Annotated in this window: 17 protein-coding genes and 1 pseudogene; 2 read left to right on the top strand and 16 right to left on the bottom strand. The window is 76.4% G+C overall.

Annotation, left to right across the window (positions count from 1 at the left end; translation table 11 throughout):
• Positions 1 to 112: 112 nt before the first annotated feature.
• The 5 genes from J1792_RS26405 to J1792_RS26385 form a co-directional block, all read right to left on the bottom strand.
• On the bottom strand, positions 113 to 1,279 hold the full coding sequence (locus J1792_RS26405) for a CaiB/BaiF CoA transferase family protein (protein ID WP_207248344.1): 1,167 nt from the start codon (positions 1,277 to 1,279) through the stop codon (positions 113 to 115).
• Positions 1,276 to 1,956 carry a LutC/YkgG family protein gene (locus J1792_RS26400; RefSeq protein ID WP_207248343.1) on the bottom strand — a complete coding sequence of 227 codons (681 nt, stop codon included), beginning with the start codon at positions 1,954 to 1,956 and terminating at the stop codon, positions 1,276 to 1,278. Before J1792_RS26400 ends, J1792_RS26405 begins: the two co-directional genes overlap by 4 nt.
• Positions 1,953 to 3,422 carry a lactate utilization protein B gene (locus J1792_RS26395; RefSeq protein ID WP_086566242.1) on the bottom strand — a complete coding sequence of 490 codons (1,470 nt, stop codon included), beginning with the start codon at positions 3,420 to 3,422 and terminating at the stop codon, positions 1,953 to 1,955. The genes J1792_RS26400 and J1792_RS26395 overlap by 4 nt, the downstream gene beginning before the upstream one ends.
• The gene (locus tag J1792_RS26390; protein ID WP_086566241.1) at positions 3,419 to 4,183 is read right to left on the bottom strand and encodes a (Fe-S)-binding protein; all 765 of its coding nucleotides are present in this window, start codon (positions 4,181 to 4,183) and stop codon (positions 3,419 to 3,421) included. Before J1792_RS26390 ends, J1792_RS26395 begins: the two co-directional genes overlap by 4 nt.
• A gap of 137 nt (positions 4,184 to 4,320) precedes the next feature.
• Positions 4,321 to 5,436, bottom strand: coding sequence for an NAD(P)-binding domain-containing protein (locus J1792_RS26385; RefSeq protein WP_086566240.1), 1,116 nt, complete (start codon positions 5,434 to 5,436; stop codon positions 4,321 to 4,323).
• Positions 5,437 to 5,521: 85 nt separating this feature from the next.
• Here J1792_RS26385 and J1792_RS26380 point away from each other — a divergent pair, with 85 nt between their 5' ends.
• A complete protein-coding gene (locus tag J1792_RS26380; protein ID WP_086566239.1) occupies positions 5,522 to 5,944 on the top strand; it encodes a YjbQ family protein in 423 nt (140 codons plus the stop codon).
• 102 nt (positions 5,945 to 6,046) lie between these two features.
• Here J1792_RS26380 and J1792_RS26375 read toward each other — a convergent pair whose 3' ends face one another.
• The gene (locus J1792_RS26375) at positions 6,047 to 6,973 is read right to left on the bottom strand and encodes a D-alanyl-D-alanine carboxypeptidase family protein (protein WP_086566238.1); all 927 of its coding nucleotides are present in this window, start codon (positions 6,971 to 6,973) and stop codon (positions 6,047 to 6,049) included.
• 130 nt (positions 6,974 to 7,103) lie between these two features.
• Positions 7,104 to 7,589: an Lrp/AsnC family transcriptional regulator gene (locus tag J1792_RS26370; RefSeq protein ID WP_086566237.1), complete on the bottom strand. Its 486-nt coding sequence runs from the start codon at positions 7,587 to 7,589 to the stop codon at positions 7,104 to 7,106.
• A 550-nt stretch (positions 7,590 to 8,139) separates the two neighbouring features.
• Here J1792_RS26370 and J1792_RS26365 point away from each other — a divergent pair.
• Complete coding sequence (locus J1792_RS26365; protein ID WP_372446192.1) at positions 8,140 to 9,372, top strand: MFS transporter; 1,233 nt, start codon at positions 8,140 to 8,142, stop codon at positions 9,370 to 9,372.
• Between the two features lie 40 nt (positions 9,373 to 9,412).
• On the opposite strand, the gene J1792_RS26360 is transcribed toward J1792_RS26365, so the two are convergent.
• The 9 genes and pseudogenes from J1792_RS26360 to J1792_RS26320 all read right to left on the bottom strand — a co-directional run bounded on the left by J1792_RS26360 (position 9,413) and on the right by J1792_RS26320 (position 18,243).
• On the bottom strand, positions 9,413 to 9,640 hold the full coding sequence (locus J1792_RS26360) for a DUF6480 family protein (protein WP_086570562.1): 228 nt from the start codon (positions 9,638 to 9,640) through the stop codon (positions 9,413 to 9,415).
• 61 nt (positions 9,641 to 9,701) lie between these two features.
• Positions 9,702 to 11,136: pseudogene (locus J1792_RS26355) on the bottom strand (PfkB family carbohydrate kinase).
• Complete coding sequence (locus J1792_RS26350) at positions 11,133 to 11,765, bottom strand: D-sedoheptulose-7-phosphate isomerase (RefSeq protein WP_207248341.1); 633 nt, start codon at positions 11,763 to 11,765, stop codon at positions 11,133 to 11,135. The pseudogene J1792_RS26355 and the gene J1792_RS26350 overlap by 4 nt, the downstream one beginning before the upstream one ends.
• Positions 11,762 to 12,976 (bottom strand): glycosyltransferase, encoded by a 1,215-nt coding sequence (locus tag J1792_RS26345; RefSeq protein ID WP_207248340.1) that lies wholly within the window; start codon positions 12,974 to 12,976, stop codon positions 11,762 to 11,764. Before J1792_RS26345 ends, J1792_RS26350 begins: the two co-directional genes overlap by 4 nt.
• The gene (locus tag J1792_RS26340) at positions 12,973 to 13,935 is read right to left on the bottom strand and encodes a glycosyltransferase (RefSeq protein WP_207248339.1); all 963 of its coding nucleotides are present in this window, start codon (positions 13,933 to 13,935) and stop codon (positions 12,973 to 12,975) included. The genes J1792_RS26345 and J1792_RS26340 overlap by 4 nt, the downstream gene beginning before the upstream one ends.
• Complete coding sequence (locus J1792_RS26335; protein WP_086570551.1) at positions 13,936 to 14,970, bottom strand: glycosyltransferase family 9 protein; 1,035 nt, start codon at positions 14,968 to 14,970, stop codon at positions 13,936 to 13,938.
• Positions 14,967 to 15,524: a D-glycero-alpha-D-manno-heptose-1,7-bisphosphate 7-phosphatase gene (locus J1792_RS26330; RefSeq protein ID WP_179198922.1), complete on the bottom strand. Its 558-nt coding sequence runs from the start codon at positions 15,522 to 15,524 to the stop codon at positions 14,967 to 14,969. The genes J1792_RS26335 and J1792_RS26330 overlap by 4 nt, the downstream gene beginning before the upstream one ends.
• Positions 15,521 to 16,591, bottom strand: coding sequence for a glycosyltransferase family 2 protein (locus J1792_RS26325; RefSeq protein ID WP_179198921.1), 1,071 nt, complete (start codon positions 16,589 to 16,591; stop codon positions 15,521 to 15,523). The genes J1792_RS26330 and J1792_RS26325 overlap by 4 nt, the downstream gene beginning before the upstream one ends.
• Positions 16,588 to 18,243, bottom strand: coding sequence for a carbamoyltransferase family protein (locus J1792_RS26320; RefSeq protein WP_086570549.1), 1,656 nt, complete (start codon positions 18,241 to 18,243; stop codon positions 16,588 to 16,590). Before J1792_RS26320 ends, J1792_RS26325 begins: the two co-directional genes overlap by 4 nt.
• Positions 18,244 to 18,257 lie beyond the last annotated feature (14 nt).

Here is an 18,257-nt window from a genome sequence, read left to right as displayed (position 1 = left end):
CTCGTGACGGTTCTCGCTGTCGGGAAAGAGCCTGCCGCGCGGCGGGGGAGTCACCCAGCCCCGTGCGCCGCCTACGCACGCCGTGCCTACCCCTGCCGGGGTCACCCTGGGGCTACGCCCCGAACTCCGCCCGTATCGCCGCCGTGTGCTCCCCCAGCCCCGGCACCGCACCCATCACCGCCTCCCGGCCCGCCACCTCCACCGGAGGCAGCAGGCCGCGCAGCATGCCCGCCGGCGAGGGGAACTCGCGCCAGCGGTCGCGGGCCGTCAGCTGGGGGTGGTCGGCGAACTCGGCGACGGTCCGCAGCCGGGCGTTGGCGATGCCGGCGCCGTCCAGCAGGGCGACGACGCCGTCCGCCGTGTGCGCGGCGAAGCACTCCTCGATGACGTCCGTCAGCTCCGCGTCATGTGCGTGGCGGGCGGCGTTGTCGGCGAAGCGGGGGTCGCGGGAGAGCCCGGGCCGGCGCAGCACCCGTTCGCACAGGGCCACCCACTCGCGGTCGTTCTGCACGCTCAGGAACACCCGGGCGCCGTCGCCGCAACCGTAGGGTCCGTAGGGCGAGATGGACGGGTGGCGGGCGCCGCTGCGGGCGAGGGGCGGGCCGCCGTAGGCCTCGGCGAAGTACGGGTGGCCCATCCACTCGGCCAGGGCGTCGAAGAGGGAGACCGACAGCCGCGAGCCCTTGCCGGTGCGCTCGCGCTCGTACAGAGCGGTCAGTATGCCCGTGTAGACGTACATTCCGCCGGCGATGTCGGCGACGGAGATGCCGGGCCGGGCCGGGGCGCCGGGGTCGCCGGTGAGGGAGACCAGACCGGCCTCGCACTGCACCAGCAGGTCGTAGGCCTTCTTGTCGCGGTACGGGCCGTCCGCGCCGTAGCCGGTGACGTCGCAGGTGATCAGGCGCGGGTGCGTGGCGCGCAGGGCGGCGGGGGCGAGGCCCAGGCGGGCGGCCGCGCCGGGGCCGAGGTTCTGCACGAACACGTCCGCGCGGGCGAGGAGCCGGTCGAGCAGCGAGCGGTCGGCGTCGTCCTTGAGGTCCAGGACCACGCTCTCCTTGCCACGGTTGATCCACACGAAGTAGGCCGACAGGCCCTTGGCCCGGCGGTCGTAGTGCCGGGCGAAGTCGCCGCCCCCCGGCCGTTCGATCTTGATGACCCGGGCCCCGAGATCGGCGAGCTGCCGGGTGGCGAAGGGCGCCGCGACGGCCTGTTCGAGCGCGACGACCGTGACGCCGCGCAGGGGCGGGCCCGAGGCGGCCTCGCCAGGGGAGGAGCTCACCGGGGTCCGGTCCCGTCGAGGAGGACCACCTCCAGGGTGCGCGGCCCGTGCACGCCCTCGACGCGGTCCAGTTCGATGTCGCTGGTGGCCGACGGGCCGGAGATCCAGGTCAGGGGCCGGTCCGGGGCCAGCCGGGCCAGGGCCCGCGGCACCGAGTCCACCACCTGATCGGCGACGCGCACCACGCACACGTGGTGGTCGGGCACGAGCGTCAGCGCGCGGCGCCCCTGCCCCGGGCCCGCGTCCAGCACGATCGTGCCGGTCTCGGCGATGGCCAGCGCGCAGCCGGTGACGACACTGTCCACGCCGTCCAGGGCACGCGTCGTCAGGGCGGGGGAGTCGGCCACCTGCTCCACTCCGGCGGCCGCCAGCAGCTCGGGGGCCAGCCAGGCGTCCGGCAGCCCGGGCGGTACGACCACGCGGCGCGCGCCGCGCCGGCCGAGCAGCCCGGCGACCAGCGCCGGCAGCCCTCCCTCGTCCGTGCGGTGCACGACGGCCCGGTAGTCGGTGAGGTTCGCGGCGAGGAGCGCGGCGGCGTCGGCCGGGGTGCGGGTGCCGTGCGTGAGCCGGTAGTCGCGCGGTACGGGGTGGTCGCGCGGGCGCTCGTGGCGAGGGACGTCGGCCAGCGCACGCCGTACGCGCCCCAGGACGCGCTCCCTGCTCGTACCGCCGCTCATGGGGCATCCCCCCGGGTCCGCGACCACCAGTCCCGAAACGATTCGGCCGGCAGCTCGGGCAGTTCCCGGCTGTCCGTCCAGGCACCCAGCGGGCCGGGCAGCCGCCGGGGCCGCAGCCGGCGGGCGCGCCCCGCAAGGCGCTGCGCCCGGCGCAGGGCCCCCGGGTGGTCGAAGGTCCACCCGGCCGCCCGCATCGCCGTCCGTTCCACCGCGTGCCGCTTCGCCGGCCGGACGCGGGTGCGCACTCCACGGACCGTCACCTCGCCGCCCTCCGCGACCCGCTCGCGCAGGTGCAGCAGGACCTCCGGGATGTCGATGGCCACCGGGCACACCTCGTAGCAGGCGCCGCACAGGGTGGAGGCGAACGGCAGCGACTCCTCCAGGGCGGAGGCCGGGCCGCGCAGCTGGGGGGTGAGGATCGCGCCGATCGGGCCCGGGTAGGGCGAGCCGTACGCGTGGCCGCCGGCGCGCTCGTAGACGGGGCAGACGTTCAGGCAGGCGGAACAGCGGATGCACCGCAGGGCCTGGCGGCCGACCCGGTCGGCGAGGGCGTCGGTGCGGCCGTTGTCGAGCAGGACCAGGTGGAAGGCGCGCGGTCCGTCGGCGTCGGAGGTGCCCGTCCACATGGACGTGTAGGGGTTCATGCGCTCGGCGGTGGAGGAGCGGGGCAGCAGCTGGAGGAAGACCTCCAGGTCCCGCCAGGCGGGGACGACCTTCTCGATGCCGACGACCGAGATCAGGGTCTCGGGCAGCGTGAGGCACATCCGGCCGTTGCCCTCGGACTCGACGACCACCGCCGTGCCGGTCTCGGCGACGAGGAAGTTGGCGCCCGAGACGGCGACCTTCGCGGTGAGGAACTTCTCGCGCAGGTGCAGGCGGGCCGCCTCCGCCAGGTCGGCCGGCCGGTCGGTGAGTCCCTCGGGGGCGGGGCGGCCCCAGTCCGCCATGCGGTCGCGGAAGATGTCGCGGATCTCGCCGCGCCCGCGGTGGATGGCCGGGACCAGGATGTGGGACGGCAGGTCGTCGGCGAGCTGCACGATGAGCTCGGCCAGGTCGGTCTCGTACGCCCGGATGCCGGCCCGCTCGAGGGCGTCGTTCAGGCCGGTCTCCTGGGTGGTCATGGACTTGACCTTGACGACCTCGCGCTCTCCGGTGGCCCGGACGAGTTCGGTGACGATGCGGTTGGCCTCGTCGGCGTCGGCGGCCCAGTGGACCGTGCCGCCCGCCCGGGTGACGTTCTCCTCCAGCAGCGTCAGATAGTGGTCGAGATGACGCAGCGTCCGGTCCTTGATCGCGGCCGCGGCGGCGCGCAGCTCCTCCCAGTCCGCGAGCTCGGCGACGGCCTGGGCGCGCCGGGCGCGGATGGTGTGGGTGGCGCGCCGCAGGTTGGAGCGCAGCGTGGCGTCCTCGGTCGCCCGCGCGGCGGCGCGCGGGAACGCGGGCATGCCGACGTACGTACGGCTCATGGAACGCTCCCGTCGGTGCTCGCCAGGATCTGGGCGATGTGCAGCGGCCGTACGCGCGAGCCGGCGCGGGCGAGGGTGCCGCCGATGTGCAGGAGACAGGAGTTGTCGACCGCGCACACGGCGCGGGCTCCCGTGTCCCCGATGGCGCGGGCCTTGTCGGCTCCCATCGCGGCCGATACCGCGGCGTTCTTGACGGCGAAGGTGCCGCCGAAGCCGCAGCACTCCTCGGCGCCGGCGAGCTCGCGCAGTTCGAGCCCTCTCACGTGCTCCAGCAGCCGGCGCGGCCGGTCCCCCAGCCGCAGCGCGCGCAGTCCGTGGCAGGTGGGGTGGTAGGTGACGGTGTGCGGGAAGTACGCGCCGACGTCGGTCACGCCCAGCACGTCGAGAAGGAACTCGGTGAGTTCGTACGTCCTGGGCACCACGCTCGCGGCCGCCTCGGCCAGCGCCGCGCCGTCCCGCCCGCCGCGCCCCTCGGCGGCGGCCCGCGCGGCGATGCGGGGGTAGTGCTCGCGGACCATGGCGGCGCAGGAGGCCGAGGGGGTCACGATGTGGTCGTAGTCGCGGAAGGCGGCGGCGTGCCGCAGCAGCAGCGGCTCGGTGCGGCGGCGGTAGCCGGTGTTGAACAGCGGCTGGCCGCAGCAGCTCTGCTCGGCGGGGAAGCCGACCCGTACGCCGAGCCGTTCGAGGAGGGTGACGACCGCGCGGCCCGTGCCCGGGTGGAGCGTGTCGTTGACGCAGGTGACGAACAGCCCTACGCGCATGACACCTCGGCACCTCCCGGCGGCCGTCGGCCGCCCGGCCGGTCACCGGCGGATCGACCGGACCACGGATCTGCGGACGGACCTGCGGATCGTTGCGGACGACCCGCCGACGGGGCGCCGGTTGATCGTCCGGCGCCTCATACTGCCGCAGCGAGGGCCGGTTGGGAAGGTCGCGCCGGCGCGTCGGCGAGCAGGGCGCGGATCTCCCGCACGGCGCTCCGGCCGGCCCGGTTGGCGCCGATGGTGCTCGCCGACGGCCCGTAGCCCACCAGGTGGATCCTCGGGTCGCGGACCGCGCGCGTGCCCTCCACACGGATGCCGCCGCCGGGCTCCCGCAGCCCGAGCGGCGCGAGATGGCCGAGGGCGGCGCGGAAGCCGGTGGCCCACAGGACGACGTCCGCCTCGACGGCCCGGCCGTCGTCCCACGCCACTCCGGTGGGGGTGAGACGGTCGAACATCGGCAGCCGGTCGAGGATCCCGGCGGCGCGGGCGCGCCGCATCGCCTCGGTCATGGGCAGGCCGGTCACCGACACCACGCTCCGCGGCGGCAGCCCCCGCCGCACCCGCTCCTCGACCCGCGCGACCACCTCACGGCCGCGGGCCTCGTCGAAGGGGCCCTCGTGGAAGACGGGAGGCCGCCGCGTCACCCAGGTCGTCGCGGCCGCGACCTCGGCGACCTCCAGCAGGTGCTGCACGGCCGAGGTGCCGCCCCCGACCACCACCACGCGCCGCCCGGCGAAGGGCGCGGGCCCCGGATAGCCGGCGGTGTGCAGCCGGCGGCCGCGGAAGGACTCCTGGCCGGGGTAGCGGGGCCAGAACGGGCGGTCCCAGGTCCCGGTCGCGTTGAGCAGCGCCCGGGCCGACCACACGCCCTGGGACGTCTCCACGCGCAGCCTGCCGCCGTCGCCCTCGCGCACCGCCCGGATCCGCACGGGCCGCCGGACGCGCAGGTCGAAGGCGCGCTCGTACGCCGTGAAATAGTCGCCGATCACCTCGGAGGAGGGGCGCCGGTCGTCCGCGCCGGTCAGCTCCATGCCCGGCAGCGCGTGCATGCCGTGCACCTTGCCGTAGGTCAGCGTCGGCCAGCGGAACTGCCAGGCCCCGCCCGGCCGCGGTGAGCCGTCCAGCACGACGAAGTCCCGGTCCGGTGCGTAGCCCGCGCGCCGCAGGTGGTACGCGCCGGCCAGGCCCGCCTGTCCGGCGCCCGCGACGACGACCTCGACCTCGGTCTCCGGCGTCCCTGAGTCGTTCATGCCTCTGCCAACGCCGGGGGCCGTGGATCACTTCCCGCCCCGGGGGCGGGTGCGCGGGGCGCCGGGCGCGTACGAGGATGGAGCCATGACCGACACCTTCCGCACCCACGTCCTCGACGTCACCACAGGCTCCGCCGAGACGGTGTACGACCTCACGCGCGACTGCGAGGCCTTCCTGCGCGAGGCCGCCGCGGGCCGCGACGGCCTGCTGAATATTTTCGTGCCCCATGCAACGGCCGGCGTCGCGGTCCTGGAGACGGGCTCCGGCAGCGACGACGACCTGCTCGCGGCCCTGCGCGACCTGCTGCCGGCCGACGACCGCTGGCGTCACCGCCACGGCAGCCGCGGCCACGGCCGCGACCACGTGCTGCCCGCCCTCGTGCCGCCGCACGCGACGCTGCCGGTCATCGGCGGACGGCTGGAGCTGGGCACCTGGCAGTCGGTGTGCCTGGTCGACACCAACCGCGACAACCCCGAGCGCCAGGTCCGGCTGACCTTCCTGGGCTGACCGGGACCATCACGAGGACAGCGAGCGCTCCGGCAACAGCGAGCGCTCCGGCCGCGATCGGGCCGGAGCGCTCGGGTCACAGCCCTGGGGCGTGCCGGTTGGTCAGTCCTTCTGGGCCGACGGCGGCAGCTGGCGCAGCGTCACCTTCGACTTGGACTTGAAGGACCAGTCCAGCATCTTCACGGCGTCCGGGTAGCGGTTCGTGGGGTCGTTGAGGATGACGCCCACCACCGTGCGCTTGCCGCGCTGGGCGGCGAAGACCAGGCACGGGCCGGCGGCCGTGCCGGTCCCGGTCTTGATGCCTATCGCGCCCTGGTAGGAGCCGAGCAGCTTGTTGGTGTTGTCCCAGTAGTAGGTGCGGTTGACGTTCGCGGCCTTCTGCTTGGTGGTGGTCGTGCGCACCACCGTGCTCAGCGTCTTGCTGGCCAGGGCCTTGCGGGCCAGCTGGGCGGTGTCGCGCGGGGTGGTGTAGTTGTTCCCCGCACGCGATATGCCGTCGAACGAGTCGTAGCGCGTGTTCTTCATGCCGAGCTCGGCGGCCTTCTTGTTCATCTTGTCGATGAACGACTTCGTCCGGGCGGCCTCCGTGCCGCCGCTGCCGAAGGTGTCGGCGAGCGCGTAGGCGGCGTCGCACCCGGAGGGGAGCATCAGGGCGTAGAGCATCTGGCGGACGGTCAGCTGGTCGCCCGTGCGCAGGTCCGCCGTGCTCGCGCCGGTGCGGGCCACGTAGTCGCGGTAGGACTGCTTGACGGTGATCTTCTTGTTGAGATCGACGTTCTTGACGCCCAGGACCGTGACCGCGGTCATGATCTTGGTCGTGCTGGCCATCTGCCGCTTGGTGTCGGCGTCCTTGCCCCACAGGGTGCGGTTGGGGCCGCTGTCGAGCAGGAAGGCGCCCTTGGCGGCTATGCCCGACGGGCCGCCGGCGGCCTCGGCCGTCGCCGCCGGCAGTGCGACGGCCACGGCCGCTGTCGAGGCGACCGCGGCGACGCCCCAGCGGCGCGCGGTTCTTCTCCCACTTCGCTCCATGTAAGGACCTTTTTCTCGCTGGTTGGGATGAGCGAGCAGATAATCGCACCAGTTCATCCCTGACGAGAAGCCGGGTCCGTCGTCCTCGCCACGACCGACGTCGTCCGGACCGTACTTTTCGGACGCCCCGTCAGACGGGCCGCCGGCCCGCCGCCCGGCCCACCGCGTCCACCAGCGGCACCATCCGGTACGGCACCCGCTCGCGCAGCACCATCTCCGTACGGGTGCGCACCACCCCGGGCAGCTGGACCAGCCGCTGGATCACATCCTCCAGATGGGCCGCGTCCCGCGCGACGACGCGGGCCATCAGGTCCCCGCCGCCCGTTATCGAGAAGGCCTCGATGATCTCGGGCACGCCGCCCAGGCCGTCCGCCACCGTGTCCAGATGGCCCTGGGTGACCTCGATGTGGACGAACGCCAGCACGGGGTGACCGAGGGCCCCGGGGGACAGCCGGGGGCCCGTCCCCGTGATCACGCCGTCGCGCTCCAGCCGGTCGAGCCGCGCCTGGAGCGTGCCCCGCGCGATGCCCAGCAGGCGGGCGTACTCGCGCACGCTCGTCCGCGGCTGCTCCAGCAGCAGCCGCAGGATCCTGGCGTCCAGCGCGTCCACGGCCATGGGCACCGGCTCTCTCGTGGTCGGTATCGGCGGCCTCGCACTGTACCAATGGCCCACCGCCCCGGCCCCCGGTTCACCCGTCGGCGGGCCGGGCGAGGCGGTGTGTGAGACAGCCCACATGGAGCGAACCCGCATTTCACCGCATGGTGACCGACCGCACAGCGTACGAACTTCTCAGCGCCGGGAAGCGCTTGTGACGATGGCGGGGACGTCATCGCGACCGGCGCGGCGAAGCGCGGACCGGCGGCGTCCCCGGCCCCCGCCCGAGGGTGTTCCACCCGGCGGGGCTTTCGACGCCCACAGCCGTCGTGCCTCCGCCCTGGCGGGCGGCGCGCCCATGGGCGCCGTAGGTGCCGGGCACGCGCCCCGACCACGGAAACGGACCCTTGCGCCTTTCGTCCCCGGCTCCGGCCACGCCCCCGTCCTCCCCCACAGCGCCCGCCACCGCCGCGCCCGTCGTGCGGCCGGTGCGGGCCTGCTCGCCCGCCGCGGGGCGGCCGCGGACGCGGCCGGCGACCGGTCCCCCTGGCGCTGCCTGCGCAGCCGCAGCATGCGCTGGTGGTCCGCAGCCAACCTCGTGTCGAACCTCGGCACGTGGATGCAGCTCACCGTGCAGAACCTGCTCGTCCTGCAGCTCACCGGCTCCGCCGCCACGACGGGCCTGTCGCTGTCGGTCCAGGCCGCGCCCGGCCTGCTCTTCGGCCTCCTGGGCGGCGCGGTGGTCGACCGCCTGCCCCGCAAGCTCACCGCCGCCGTCAGCCAGGCGCTGCTGGCCCTGGTGGCCTTCGCCACCGCGTTGCTGGTCGCCTTCGGCATGCTCAACGTGCCGCTGCTCATGGTCCTCGCCGGGATCACCGGCCTGATCGCCACCGTCGACGGCCCGGCCACGGCCCTGCTCGGCAACGACCTGGTGCCGGAGAAGGACGTGCCCTCGGCGATCGCCCTGGGCTCGGTCGTGCACAGCATCGGCCGGCTCGCCGGCACCGCCCTCGCGGCGGTGGGCATCGCGACCATCGGCACCGCCGGCGCGTACGCGGTCAACGGAGTGTCGTTCCTGTTCGTGACCGCGGTCATCCCCTTCCTGCGCCTGCAGCCGCACGCCCGCGCGGAGGCCGCGGCGGCCGCCGCCCGCCCGCGCGGCGCGGCCGGCCGGGAGCGCGGGGGCCTGTCCTTCTTCCTCAGCCGCCGCGGCCTGGTCGCGCTCGCCCTGATCGCCGCGCTGAGCGCCGTCCTGGGCCGCAACTACCAGCTCACCCTCGCCACCCTGGTCACCGGCCCGCTGCACGGCGGCGCCGGCGCCTACGGGCTGGTCTCCGCCCTCCTCGCGGTCGGCGGCATCGTGGGCGCCGTGCTGGCCGGCCGGATGCAGAGGCCGACGGTCCGCCTGGTCGCCCTGCTGGCCGCCGCCGGAGGCGTGCTGCAGATCGCGGCGGGCTCCAGCCCGGTGCTGTCGCTGCTGCTGGTCATGGTCGTGCCGATGGCGATCGTGGAGTCGGTGTGCGACACCGCGACCACCACCGTGCTGCAGACCGACCCGCCCGCCCACATGCGCGGCCGCGTCCTCGGCGTCTGGCGCAGCGTGAGCACCGGCTGGGGCCTGGCCGGGCCGCCCCTGCTGGGGCTGCTGGTGCAGGGCGCGGGCGAGCGCGGCGCGCTGATCCTCGGCGGCGCCGTCATCGCGGTCGTCATCGGAGCCGGCGCGCTCGTGCGGCGGCGTAGGCCCGCCGGCCGCGCGAGCGCCGTGCTGCCGGCCCCCGGGGCGGCCTTCCGGACCGCCGCGTGAGTCCGTGGGCCGGGACGCGGACGAGCGCGGCCCACGGCACTCAGACGATCGCGGCCCAGATGAAGACGGTCACGGCGAAGACCAGCACGCACAGGCCGATCACCAGGACCGGAGCCGTGGCCCAGCCCCGCTGGTTGTAGTCCGCCTGGCGGGGGCCGGCGCCGGACATGCTGCTCTCACCGGGAGGCGTCTCGCCCGGCGGGACGCCTCCGCCCGGCTCGAGACCGGCGGTGCGGTCCGGGTCCGGGTCGGGATTGGGTGCGGTCATGGTGCCACCTGACCTTCCTGCCGGGCCGGTGGACGGGGCGCTGCCCCGCCGCCGGGCGCGGTCATCTCCGCCTCGTGCGGGAAACGGCCGCACCGCCGGGGGCGGTGGTGCGGCGGGCGACGGCGAGGCTGTCCGCCGCCCGGGTGGCCAGCAGGGTGCTGGACCGGCCGTCGAGATACGGCAGCAGGACGGCCTGGCCGCCCCACTCCGCGAGCTGTGCCGCCTCCGGCAGCTGTTCCATCGCGTAGTCGCCGCCCTTGACCCAGATGTGCGGCCGCAGGCACGGTAGCAGCCGCTGGGGCGTGTCCTCGTCGAACACCGCCACCGCGTCGACGCACTGCAGGGCCCGCAGCACCCGGATCCGGTCGGCCAGCGGGGTCAGCGGCCGCCCGGGGCCCTTGCGACGGCTGACGGAGGCGTCGGAGTTCAGGCAGACGATCAGGCAGTCGCCGATGCCCCTGGCCTGCTGGAGCAGGCCGACGTGCCCGGCGTGCAGCAGGTCGAAGCAGCCGCCGGCCGCGACCACGGTCCCGCCCGCCGCCCGGACGTGCCGCGCGAGCTGCAGGGCGTCCCCCTCCATGGTCCCGCGGCGCTCCCGGCCCGGGTAGGGGCCGCGGGCCACGGCCCGGGCGCCGCCCTCGGCGACGTACCGGGTGGCCGCCGCCACCGCCCCCTGCACGGCCTCCACCGGCAGCGCCCCGTCCCCAGCAGTCCCGCCGCCGTGCCGCTGAAGCAGTCGCCCGCGCCGCACGGGTCGCCGCCGTGCCGGGCCGCCGTGGGGACGAGCATGGGGCGCTCGCCCTGGGAGAGCAGCGCGCCGCGCGCGCCCAGCGTCACCGCCACGCACACCGCCCGCCACCGCCGCACGAGCTCCTCCGCCGTGTGGGCGACCGCGCCGAGCGCCTCGCCCTCCTGTCCGCCGGCCCCGGCGAACAGGAAGGCCTCCTCGCTCGTGGGCGTCACCAGGCGCGCGCCCGGAACCGGAGGGCCGCCGCGCGGATGGGGATCCCACACCAGCGCCGTGCCGGGGGCGCGGGCGGCCAGCGCCTGGCGCAGCACCTCGGCGGTGCCCCGCGCGTAGTCGGCCACCAGCACGGCCGGCGCCTCGGCGATCAGGCGCCGGGCGTGTCCGGTGGCCCCGGCGGCCCGCCCGGCCCCCGGTCCAGGCGGACCACCGGCCGGCCCCCGGCCAGCACCCGCGTCTTCTCCGCGAGCGGGCCGTCCAGCGGCAGCGGCACCAGCGTCACCGAGGGCTCCAGCAGCGCCCGCACCTGCAGGCTCGCGGGGTCGGTGCCCAGCGCGGCGACGAGGGTCACCGGCCGTCCCGACCGCGCGGCGAGGTACGCCGCCAGCGCCGCGCCGCCCGGGCGCAGCTGCTCCCGGCAGTCGTCCAGTACGGGCACGGGCGCGTCGGGGGCCAGCCGCTCGGCGGTTCCGACCAGGTCCCGGTCGAGCAGGGCGTCGCCGACGACCAGCAGGGGAGTGCCGGTGCTCATGGCGTCGTCCCTCCGGGGGCGGCGGCCAGGGCCGCGTCGAAGGCGTCGCACATCAGGTGCACGGCCACCAGGTGCAGCTCCTGCACGGTGGCGGCGCGGCCGGCGGCCACGCACAGCGACTCGTCGCCCGCCTCGGCGAGCGGGTTGGGGGCGGGTCCGGTGAGGGCCCACACCTCGGCGGCCGCGGCGTGCCCGGCCTCGGCGGCCCGCAGGAGGTTGGTGCTGGCGCCGCTCGTCGACAGGAGGATGAGCACGTCGCCGGGGCGGGCGTGCGCGCGCACCTGGCGGGCGAACAGCTCGTCCGGGCCGTAGTCGTTGACGATGGCGGTGCAGCTGGAGGTGTCGGTGTGCAGGGCGAGGGCGGAGAACGGCGCCCTGTCCTCGCGGTAGCGGCCCACCAGTTCGGCGGTCAGGTGCTGGGCCTGCGCCGCGCTGCCGCCGTTGCCGGCGGCCAGCAGCCGCCCGCCGGCGCCGAGGCCGGCCGCCAGGCGCGTGCCCCACCGCCGGGCGGTGTCGGCGTTGTCCTCGCGGAACCGTCGCAGTGCCGTCAGCAGCCGGCCGCAGTGGTCGCCGTCGCCGTCGCCGTCGGCGGCGGCGGCGGTGGCGTCGGTCGTTCCGGTGACGGTCATCGCGGGGCTCCTGACGGTACGGGGGCGGCGACCCGGTCGTAGACGCGCTCCACGCCGTCCGCCACCCGGTCCCAGGTGAAGCGGGCGACCACGCGCGCGCGGCCGGCCCGGCCGAAGGACTCCAGCCGCCCGGGGGCGGCGAGCAGGTCGCGCACCGCGCCCGCGAGGCGGTCCGGCTCGCCCGGCGGGATCAGCAGGCCCGTCTCGCCGTGCGCCACCGTGTCGCGGTGGCCGCCGACGTCCGTGGCCACGACCGGCACACCGCAGGCCATCGCCTCCAGCGGCACGATGCCGAAGGGTTCGTAGACCGGCGTGCACAGCACCACGTCCGCGCTGCGGATCAGCGCCGGCATCTCCTCGTGCGGCACGCAGCCCAACAGGACCAGCCGCTCGGCCACCCGCAGTCGGCGGGCCAGCGACAGCAGCCGCATGGCCTCGCGGTCGCGGCCGAGACCGTCCCTGGGCGGCCCGCCGGCCACCAGCAGCTCGGCGTCCGGCAGCCGGGTCAGCGCCCGCAGCGCCAGGTCCACGCCCTTGCGGGGGACGAGCCGGCCGATGCACAGCAGCCGGTGCGGGGACCGCCGCCCCGGGACGAGGGCGATCCGGCCGCGGGCCGTGAAGTGCGTGGTGTCCACCCCGCAGGGCACCACCGAACAGCGCTCCGGCCCGACGCCCATCCGCTCCAGCTCGCGCACCTCGTCCGAACAGGTGGCCAGGACCCTGGCGCAGGAGGCGCCGAGGCGCCGCTCGACGTCCAGGCGTTCGGGCGGGCTGGTGTCCGCCGCGCCCTGGTGCCGCCGCTTGACGGTGCCCAGCGCGTGGAAGGTCTGTACGACGGGCACCGCGAGGTCCCCGGCACCCGGCAGCGAGGCCATGCCGGACATCCAGAAGTGGGCGTGCACGACGTCCGGGCGGGTGCGGGCCCAGGCGCGGGCGAGGTGGTCGCCGAAGGCCGGCATGTGACCGAGGAGCTCGTCCTTGGGCAGCGCCCGCTCGGGGCCGGCCCGTACGTGCTCGACGACGGCCCCCGAGGGCAGCGGCACCCGGTCGGGCAGCGTCGCGCCGTCCCTGCGGGTGTAGACCGTCACCTCGTGGCCGCGCCCGGCCAGCAGCCCCGCCAGGCGGGCGACGTAGACGTTCTGGCCTCCCGCGTCGGGGCCGCCGAGCGCGGCGAGCGGACTCGCGTGCTCGGACACCATGGCGATCCTCATCGGGTCACCTCCTTGATCAGCCGGTCCCAGTCGTCCAGGAACCGCGGCAGCCCGTACCGGGCCAGTGCCGCCGCCCGTGCCGCCCGGCCCGTCTCGCGGGCCCGGGCGGGGTCGGCGACGAACGCGCGGACGGCGTCGTGCAGCAGCTCGATCCGGTTGGAGACCACCCCGGCGCGCGCCGGCACGGCCCCGCACACCTCGGTGGTGGCCAGGGCCACCACGGGCATGCCCAGGTGCATGGCCTCCAGCAGGGACAGCCCCAGCGACGTCCAGCGCACCGGGTGCAGGTAGACGCGGCGTTCGGCCATCTCCCGGTGCAGGGCGCTCTGCACCAGCTCGTGGTCCCGGCACCGCTCCGCCGCGACGCCCAGGCGGCCGGCCAGGCCGTCGGTGCCCATGCCGAAGACGTCCAGGGGCGCGGCCTCGCTGAAGTACGGCAGCAGGTCGGTGCCGGTCGTGCGGCCGCGCCGCAGCGGCTCGTTGACGACGACGGCGGCCCGCGCCAGGCGGCCGGTCCACAGCGGCCCCGGGTCGACGATGCCGTGCTCGATCACCGTGGTGGGCGTGGAACCGCAGTCCCACATCAGCCGGTTGAAGTGGGTGACGTGCACGACGGTCAGGCCGGGCCGTCCGGCGGCGGGGTGCCGGGTGTGCGGGACGGGGCCGCCGGGCGCGTTGTGCTCGAGGTAGACGGCGGGCACGTCGACGCCCGGCCGCAGGCCGAGCCACCGGCGCGCCAGCGCGAACTCGTGCGGCCGCTGGAGCACCAGCAGGTCCGCGCCGGCGTCGCGCAGCCGCTCCGGCGGCAGTTCGACCACGGAGTCCGGCCAGTCGAAGGTGCGCGCCCTGCCGAGCCCGTCGGGCCCCCGGTCCTCGGTCACCGGCACCACATAGGTGTGACGGCCCTGGACGAACGCCGTCGTCCACGAACCGTGCACATGCCACAACAGGATCCTCATCTACGTCGCCTCCGGAGCGGGGTCGAGGCCCGGGACGCGCCCGGTGAGCTTCTCCACGGCGGCCAGCACGTCCTCGGGGAGGACGCCGCTGAGGCACGGGTGACCCGGCACGGGGCACACCCGGGCGCGGCTGCCCGCGCACGGCGCCCGCTCGTCGCCCAGCACCACGTGCGGCACGCCGTAGGGGGCCCACCGCTCGGCCGGCACCACGGGAGCGAACAGCGACACCACCGGGGTGCCCACGGCCGCCGCCAGGTGTGCGGGCCCGGTGTTGCCGACGACCACGGCCGCCGCGTCGCGCAGCACCCGGGCCAACTCGGCCGGGCCGGTCAGCCCGCCCAGGTCGAGGGCGCCGCCGCCGGCCACCGCCGCCGTCAGCTCCCGCTCGCCGGGGCCGCCGGTGACCACCACCCGGTAGCCCGCCCGCACCAGCGACCGCACCGCGGCGGCGCACCGTTCGCGCCCCCACCGCCGGGCGGGCACGGCGGCGCCCGGGTGCACGACCACGTACCCCGGCTCGCCCACGAGCCCGTCGGGCGCGGGGGGTTCCAGCACGGCGAGGCGTCCGTCGTCGCCCTCCGGCAGCCGGAAGCCCGCCGCCTCGGCGAGGTCGAGGGCCGCGCACACCTCGTGCCGACGCGGCGCCCGGCGGTGTCGTACGTCCAGCAGCGAGCCCGGGTGGTCCGCGCAGTCCGCCGCCAGCCGCGGCACCCCGGCCATCCGCAGCACCAGCGCCGTGGGCAGCGGGCTCTGGTGGAACGAGGTGAGCACCAGCGCCACGTCCGGCGCCCGGCGCGCGACGCGGCGCACGACGTCGTCGACGCCGGCCCGGTCGGCGGGCGGCGGGTCGAATCCCGCCCACGGGGCGTCCCACACGATCACCTCGTCGACCCCCGGCAGCATCCGGGCCGCCGGGGCGCCGCGCGGACCGCACAGCATCGTCGTGCGGTCCGCGCGCGCGGCCACGGCGCGCACCGCCGGCCCGGCGAGCAGCACGTCGCCGAAGCTGTCCAGGCGTGCCACGAGTGCCCTCACGGCCGGCTCCCGCCGGCCGTGGGCACCGCGTCCCCGAGCAGCCCCCGGACCGCGCTCAGCAGGTCCGGGGCGCGCCGCCCGGCCCGCCGCACCTCCTCGGGGAGGGTGAGCGCCGTGGGCACCAGCACGCCCGTCGCGCCGGCGGCCTCGGCCGCCTCCATGTCGCCGCCGATGTCGCCGACGACGGCGCAGTCGCCGGGGTCGGCCCCCAGCTCGCGGGCGGCGGCCACGATCAGGCCCGGCGCGGGCTTGCGGCAGCCGCAGCCGTCGTCCGGCCCGTGCGGGCACACCGCCCAGGCGTCGAACGGTCCCAGCAGCCGGTCCACGCGCGCGTTCACCCGCCGCACCTGATCCATGGTCAGCAGCCCCCGGGCCACCCCCGACTGGTTGGTGATCACACCGACGGGTATCCGGTGCCGGCGCAGCAGCGCGAGCGCGGAGCGGGCGCCGGGCATCGGCGTCACCCGGCCGGGGTCGCCGTTGTAGGGGACGTCCTCGACCAGCGTGCCGTCCCGGTCGAACAGCACGGCGGCGGGCGGCCGGTCACCGTTCATGAGACCGGTCCTTCCCTCGGCGAGGGCGGCGCGGGGGCCGGCAGCACGACGGCCGGCCCCGGCGCGCCGGGCAGCGGCCCGGCGTCCCGGTGGCGCCACGTCCCGCGCAGCCGGTGCCAGACGGCCAGCGGGGGAATGGCGGCGCTGGTCAGCAGCATGGTGGCGACCTCGTGGGGCGTGCGCGGCCCGGGCGCGATCCGGGCCCAGGCGAACTCGGCCGTGCCCAGCGCCCACCCCAGGGCCGCCGCCGCGCCCGCGCGGCGGTGCCCGGCGAGCACGAGGCCCGCCGCCACCGCCCCGGCCGCGGTGACCGCGGCGTGGGCGCGCAGCCGGCCGCGCGGGGCGCCCGCCCGCCCCCACCACCGGCGGCCGTGCAGCCGCAACATCAGGGCGTCGTCGGCGTTGCCCGCCTGGGTGCGCAGCGACACCCAGCGGTCCGCCGGCCGCACCGGGTGCCGGATCACGCGGATGCCGGGCTCCAGCCGCCAGCCCGCGGCCAGCACCCGCAGCGCGAGGTCGGCGTCCTCGCGGAAGGCCCGCGGGAAACGCTCGTCGAACCCGCCGACGGCCGCCAGCACCGCCCGCCGGTAGGCCATGTCGGCGGTAGCCCAGCGGGCCACGGCCAGGCCCGCCGTACTGCGCTCCCAGTCGGTGGGCCGCCGCCCGGCCGGCAACGGCACCTCGATGATCCCCTGTACGCCGCCCACGTCCGCGGCGGCGCAGGTCAGTTCGCCCGTCAGTTCGGCGCGCCACACCGGACCGACGCGCACGTCGTCGTCGAGGAAGACGACCCAGGGCGCGTCCACCGCCCGCCAGCCGGTGTTGCGCGCGGCGGCCGGCCCCCGCCCGCCACTGCTGAGCACCGTGGCCCGCCCGCGCAGCCGGCCGAGCGCCTCCAGCGGCAGCGGCGCGTGCCCGGCGGCGGGCCCGCGCCGGTCGTCGACGACGACCACCTCGCACGGGGCGGGGCCGGCCGACGCGGCCAGCGAGGCCAGGCAGTCGGCGAGGCACGCACGGCCGATCGTGGGCACGACGACCGCGTACGCCGGGGAGCCGCCGGTGCTCATGCCGGCTCCTTCCCGCCCGCGTACGCCCGGCCGCGCCGCACCGCGTACGGGCCGATCGCCAGCAGGTCCACCGGTGCCGAGCCGAAGCACTCCAGGGCGTCGCGGGGGTCGTCGACCATCGGCCGGCCCGCCGTGTTCAAGCTGGTGTTGACGACGACCGGCAGGCCCGTACGCCGCTCGAAGGCGGCCAGCGTCCGGGCCAGGAGAGGCTCCCGCCCGGGATCCACGGTCTGGATCCGGGCCGTGCCGTCCACGTGCACCACGGCCGGTATCCGGTCCCGCCACGGCCGCACCACGCCGTGCACGAACAGCATGTACGGGCTCGGCAGCGGCCCCTCGAAGATCTCCGCCGCCCGGTCGGCGAGCACCATCGGGGCCACCGGCCGGAACTCCTCGCGCCCCTTGACGTGGTTGAGCCGCTCCAGGTTCTCCGCGCGGCCGGGGTGGGCCATCAGCGACCGGTGGCCCAGCGCCCTGGGCCCGTACTCGCCGCGCCCCTGGAACCAGGCGACGATGCCGTCGCGCGCCAGCTCCTCGGCCACCGTCTCGGCGATGTCCGGCGGCCGCTCGTAGGGCACGCGCGCCCGCTCCAGCCAGCCGCGCAGCTCCTCGTCCGACCAGCCCCGGCCCAGGTCGGCGCCCGTCATCGGCTCCGCCGCCTCGCCGCCCTCCGCCGCCAGGTGCAGGGCCCCGCCCAGGGCGGTGCCCGCGTCACCGGCGGCCGGCTGCACCCAGACCCTGTGGAAGGGGCTCTGGGCGGCGATCCGCGAGTTGGCCACGCAGTTGAGGGCCACCCCGCCGGCCATGGCCAGCGACTCGGCGCGGGTGCGGCTGAACAGCCACCGCGTGAGGTCCAGCAGCAGTTCCTCCAGGCACGCCTGCGTGCTCGCCGCGAGGTCCGCGTGGTCCTGCGTCCACTCCTGCCCCGGCACGCGCGGCTCGGTCAGCGCGGCCCACGGCACCGCGTGCGCCCGGAAGCCGCCGTCGCCGGTGGCGTACAGGTGCTCCCGCAGCACCGGCAGGAAGCGCGGCTTGCCGTAGGCGGCGAGGGCCATCACCTTGTACTCGTCGCTGCTGCGCAGGAAGCCCAGGTGCTCGGTCAGTTCCTCGTAGACCAGGCCCAGGGAGTGCGGCAGCTGCTGGGCGGCCAGGACGTCCAGGGTGCCGCCGGCGTAGCGCCCCGCCAGGTGGGAGGCGCACTCGCCGCGCCCGTCGAGCACCAGCACCGCGCTGTCGGGATAGGGGGTGGCCAGGCCCGCCGACGCCGCGTGGGCGACATGGTGCGGGACGAACCGGACCCGCTCGGGGTCCAGGCCCGGCAGGGCCTCGGCGAGGAATCCGGGCGCCTCGCGGGCGTAGGTCTGGCGGATGGCGTCCCAGGGGTCGTGCAGGCCCATCGACTCCGGGGCCCGGGCCAGCGCGGGGTCGTAGGAGTACGCGACGGCGTCCAGGTCGCCGGGGCGCAGTCCCGCGTGCTCCAGGCACCAGTGGGCGGACAGTCCGGGCAGTTCCCATGCGGCGAACGGGACGGGGCGCTTGCCGTGCTTGCGCCGGGAGAACCGTTCCTCTTCGGCGGCCGCGACGATCCGCCCGTCGACGACCAGCGCGGCGGCCGGATCGTGGAAGAGGGCGTTGATACCGAGGATGCGCATGGCGTGCTCCGAGT

Source organism: Streptomyces triculaminicus, assembly GCF_017349075.1.
Lineage (GTDB): Bacteria > Actinomycetota > Actinomycetes > Streptomycetales > Streptomycetaceae > Streptomyces > Streptomyces triculaminicus.
Note: the sequence above shows the minus strand (reverse complement) of the source record. Positions and strands in the feature narration are given on the sequence as shown.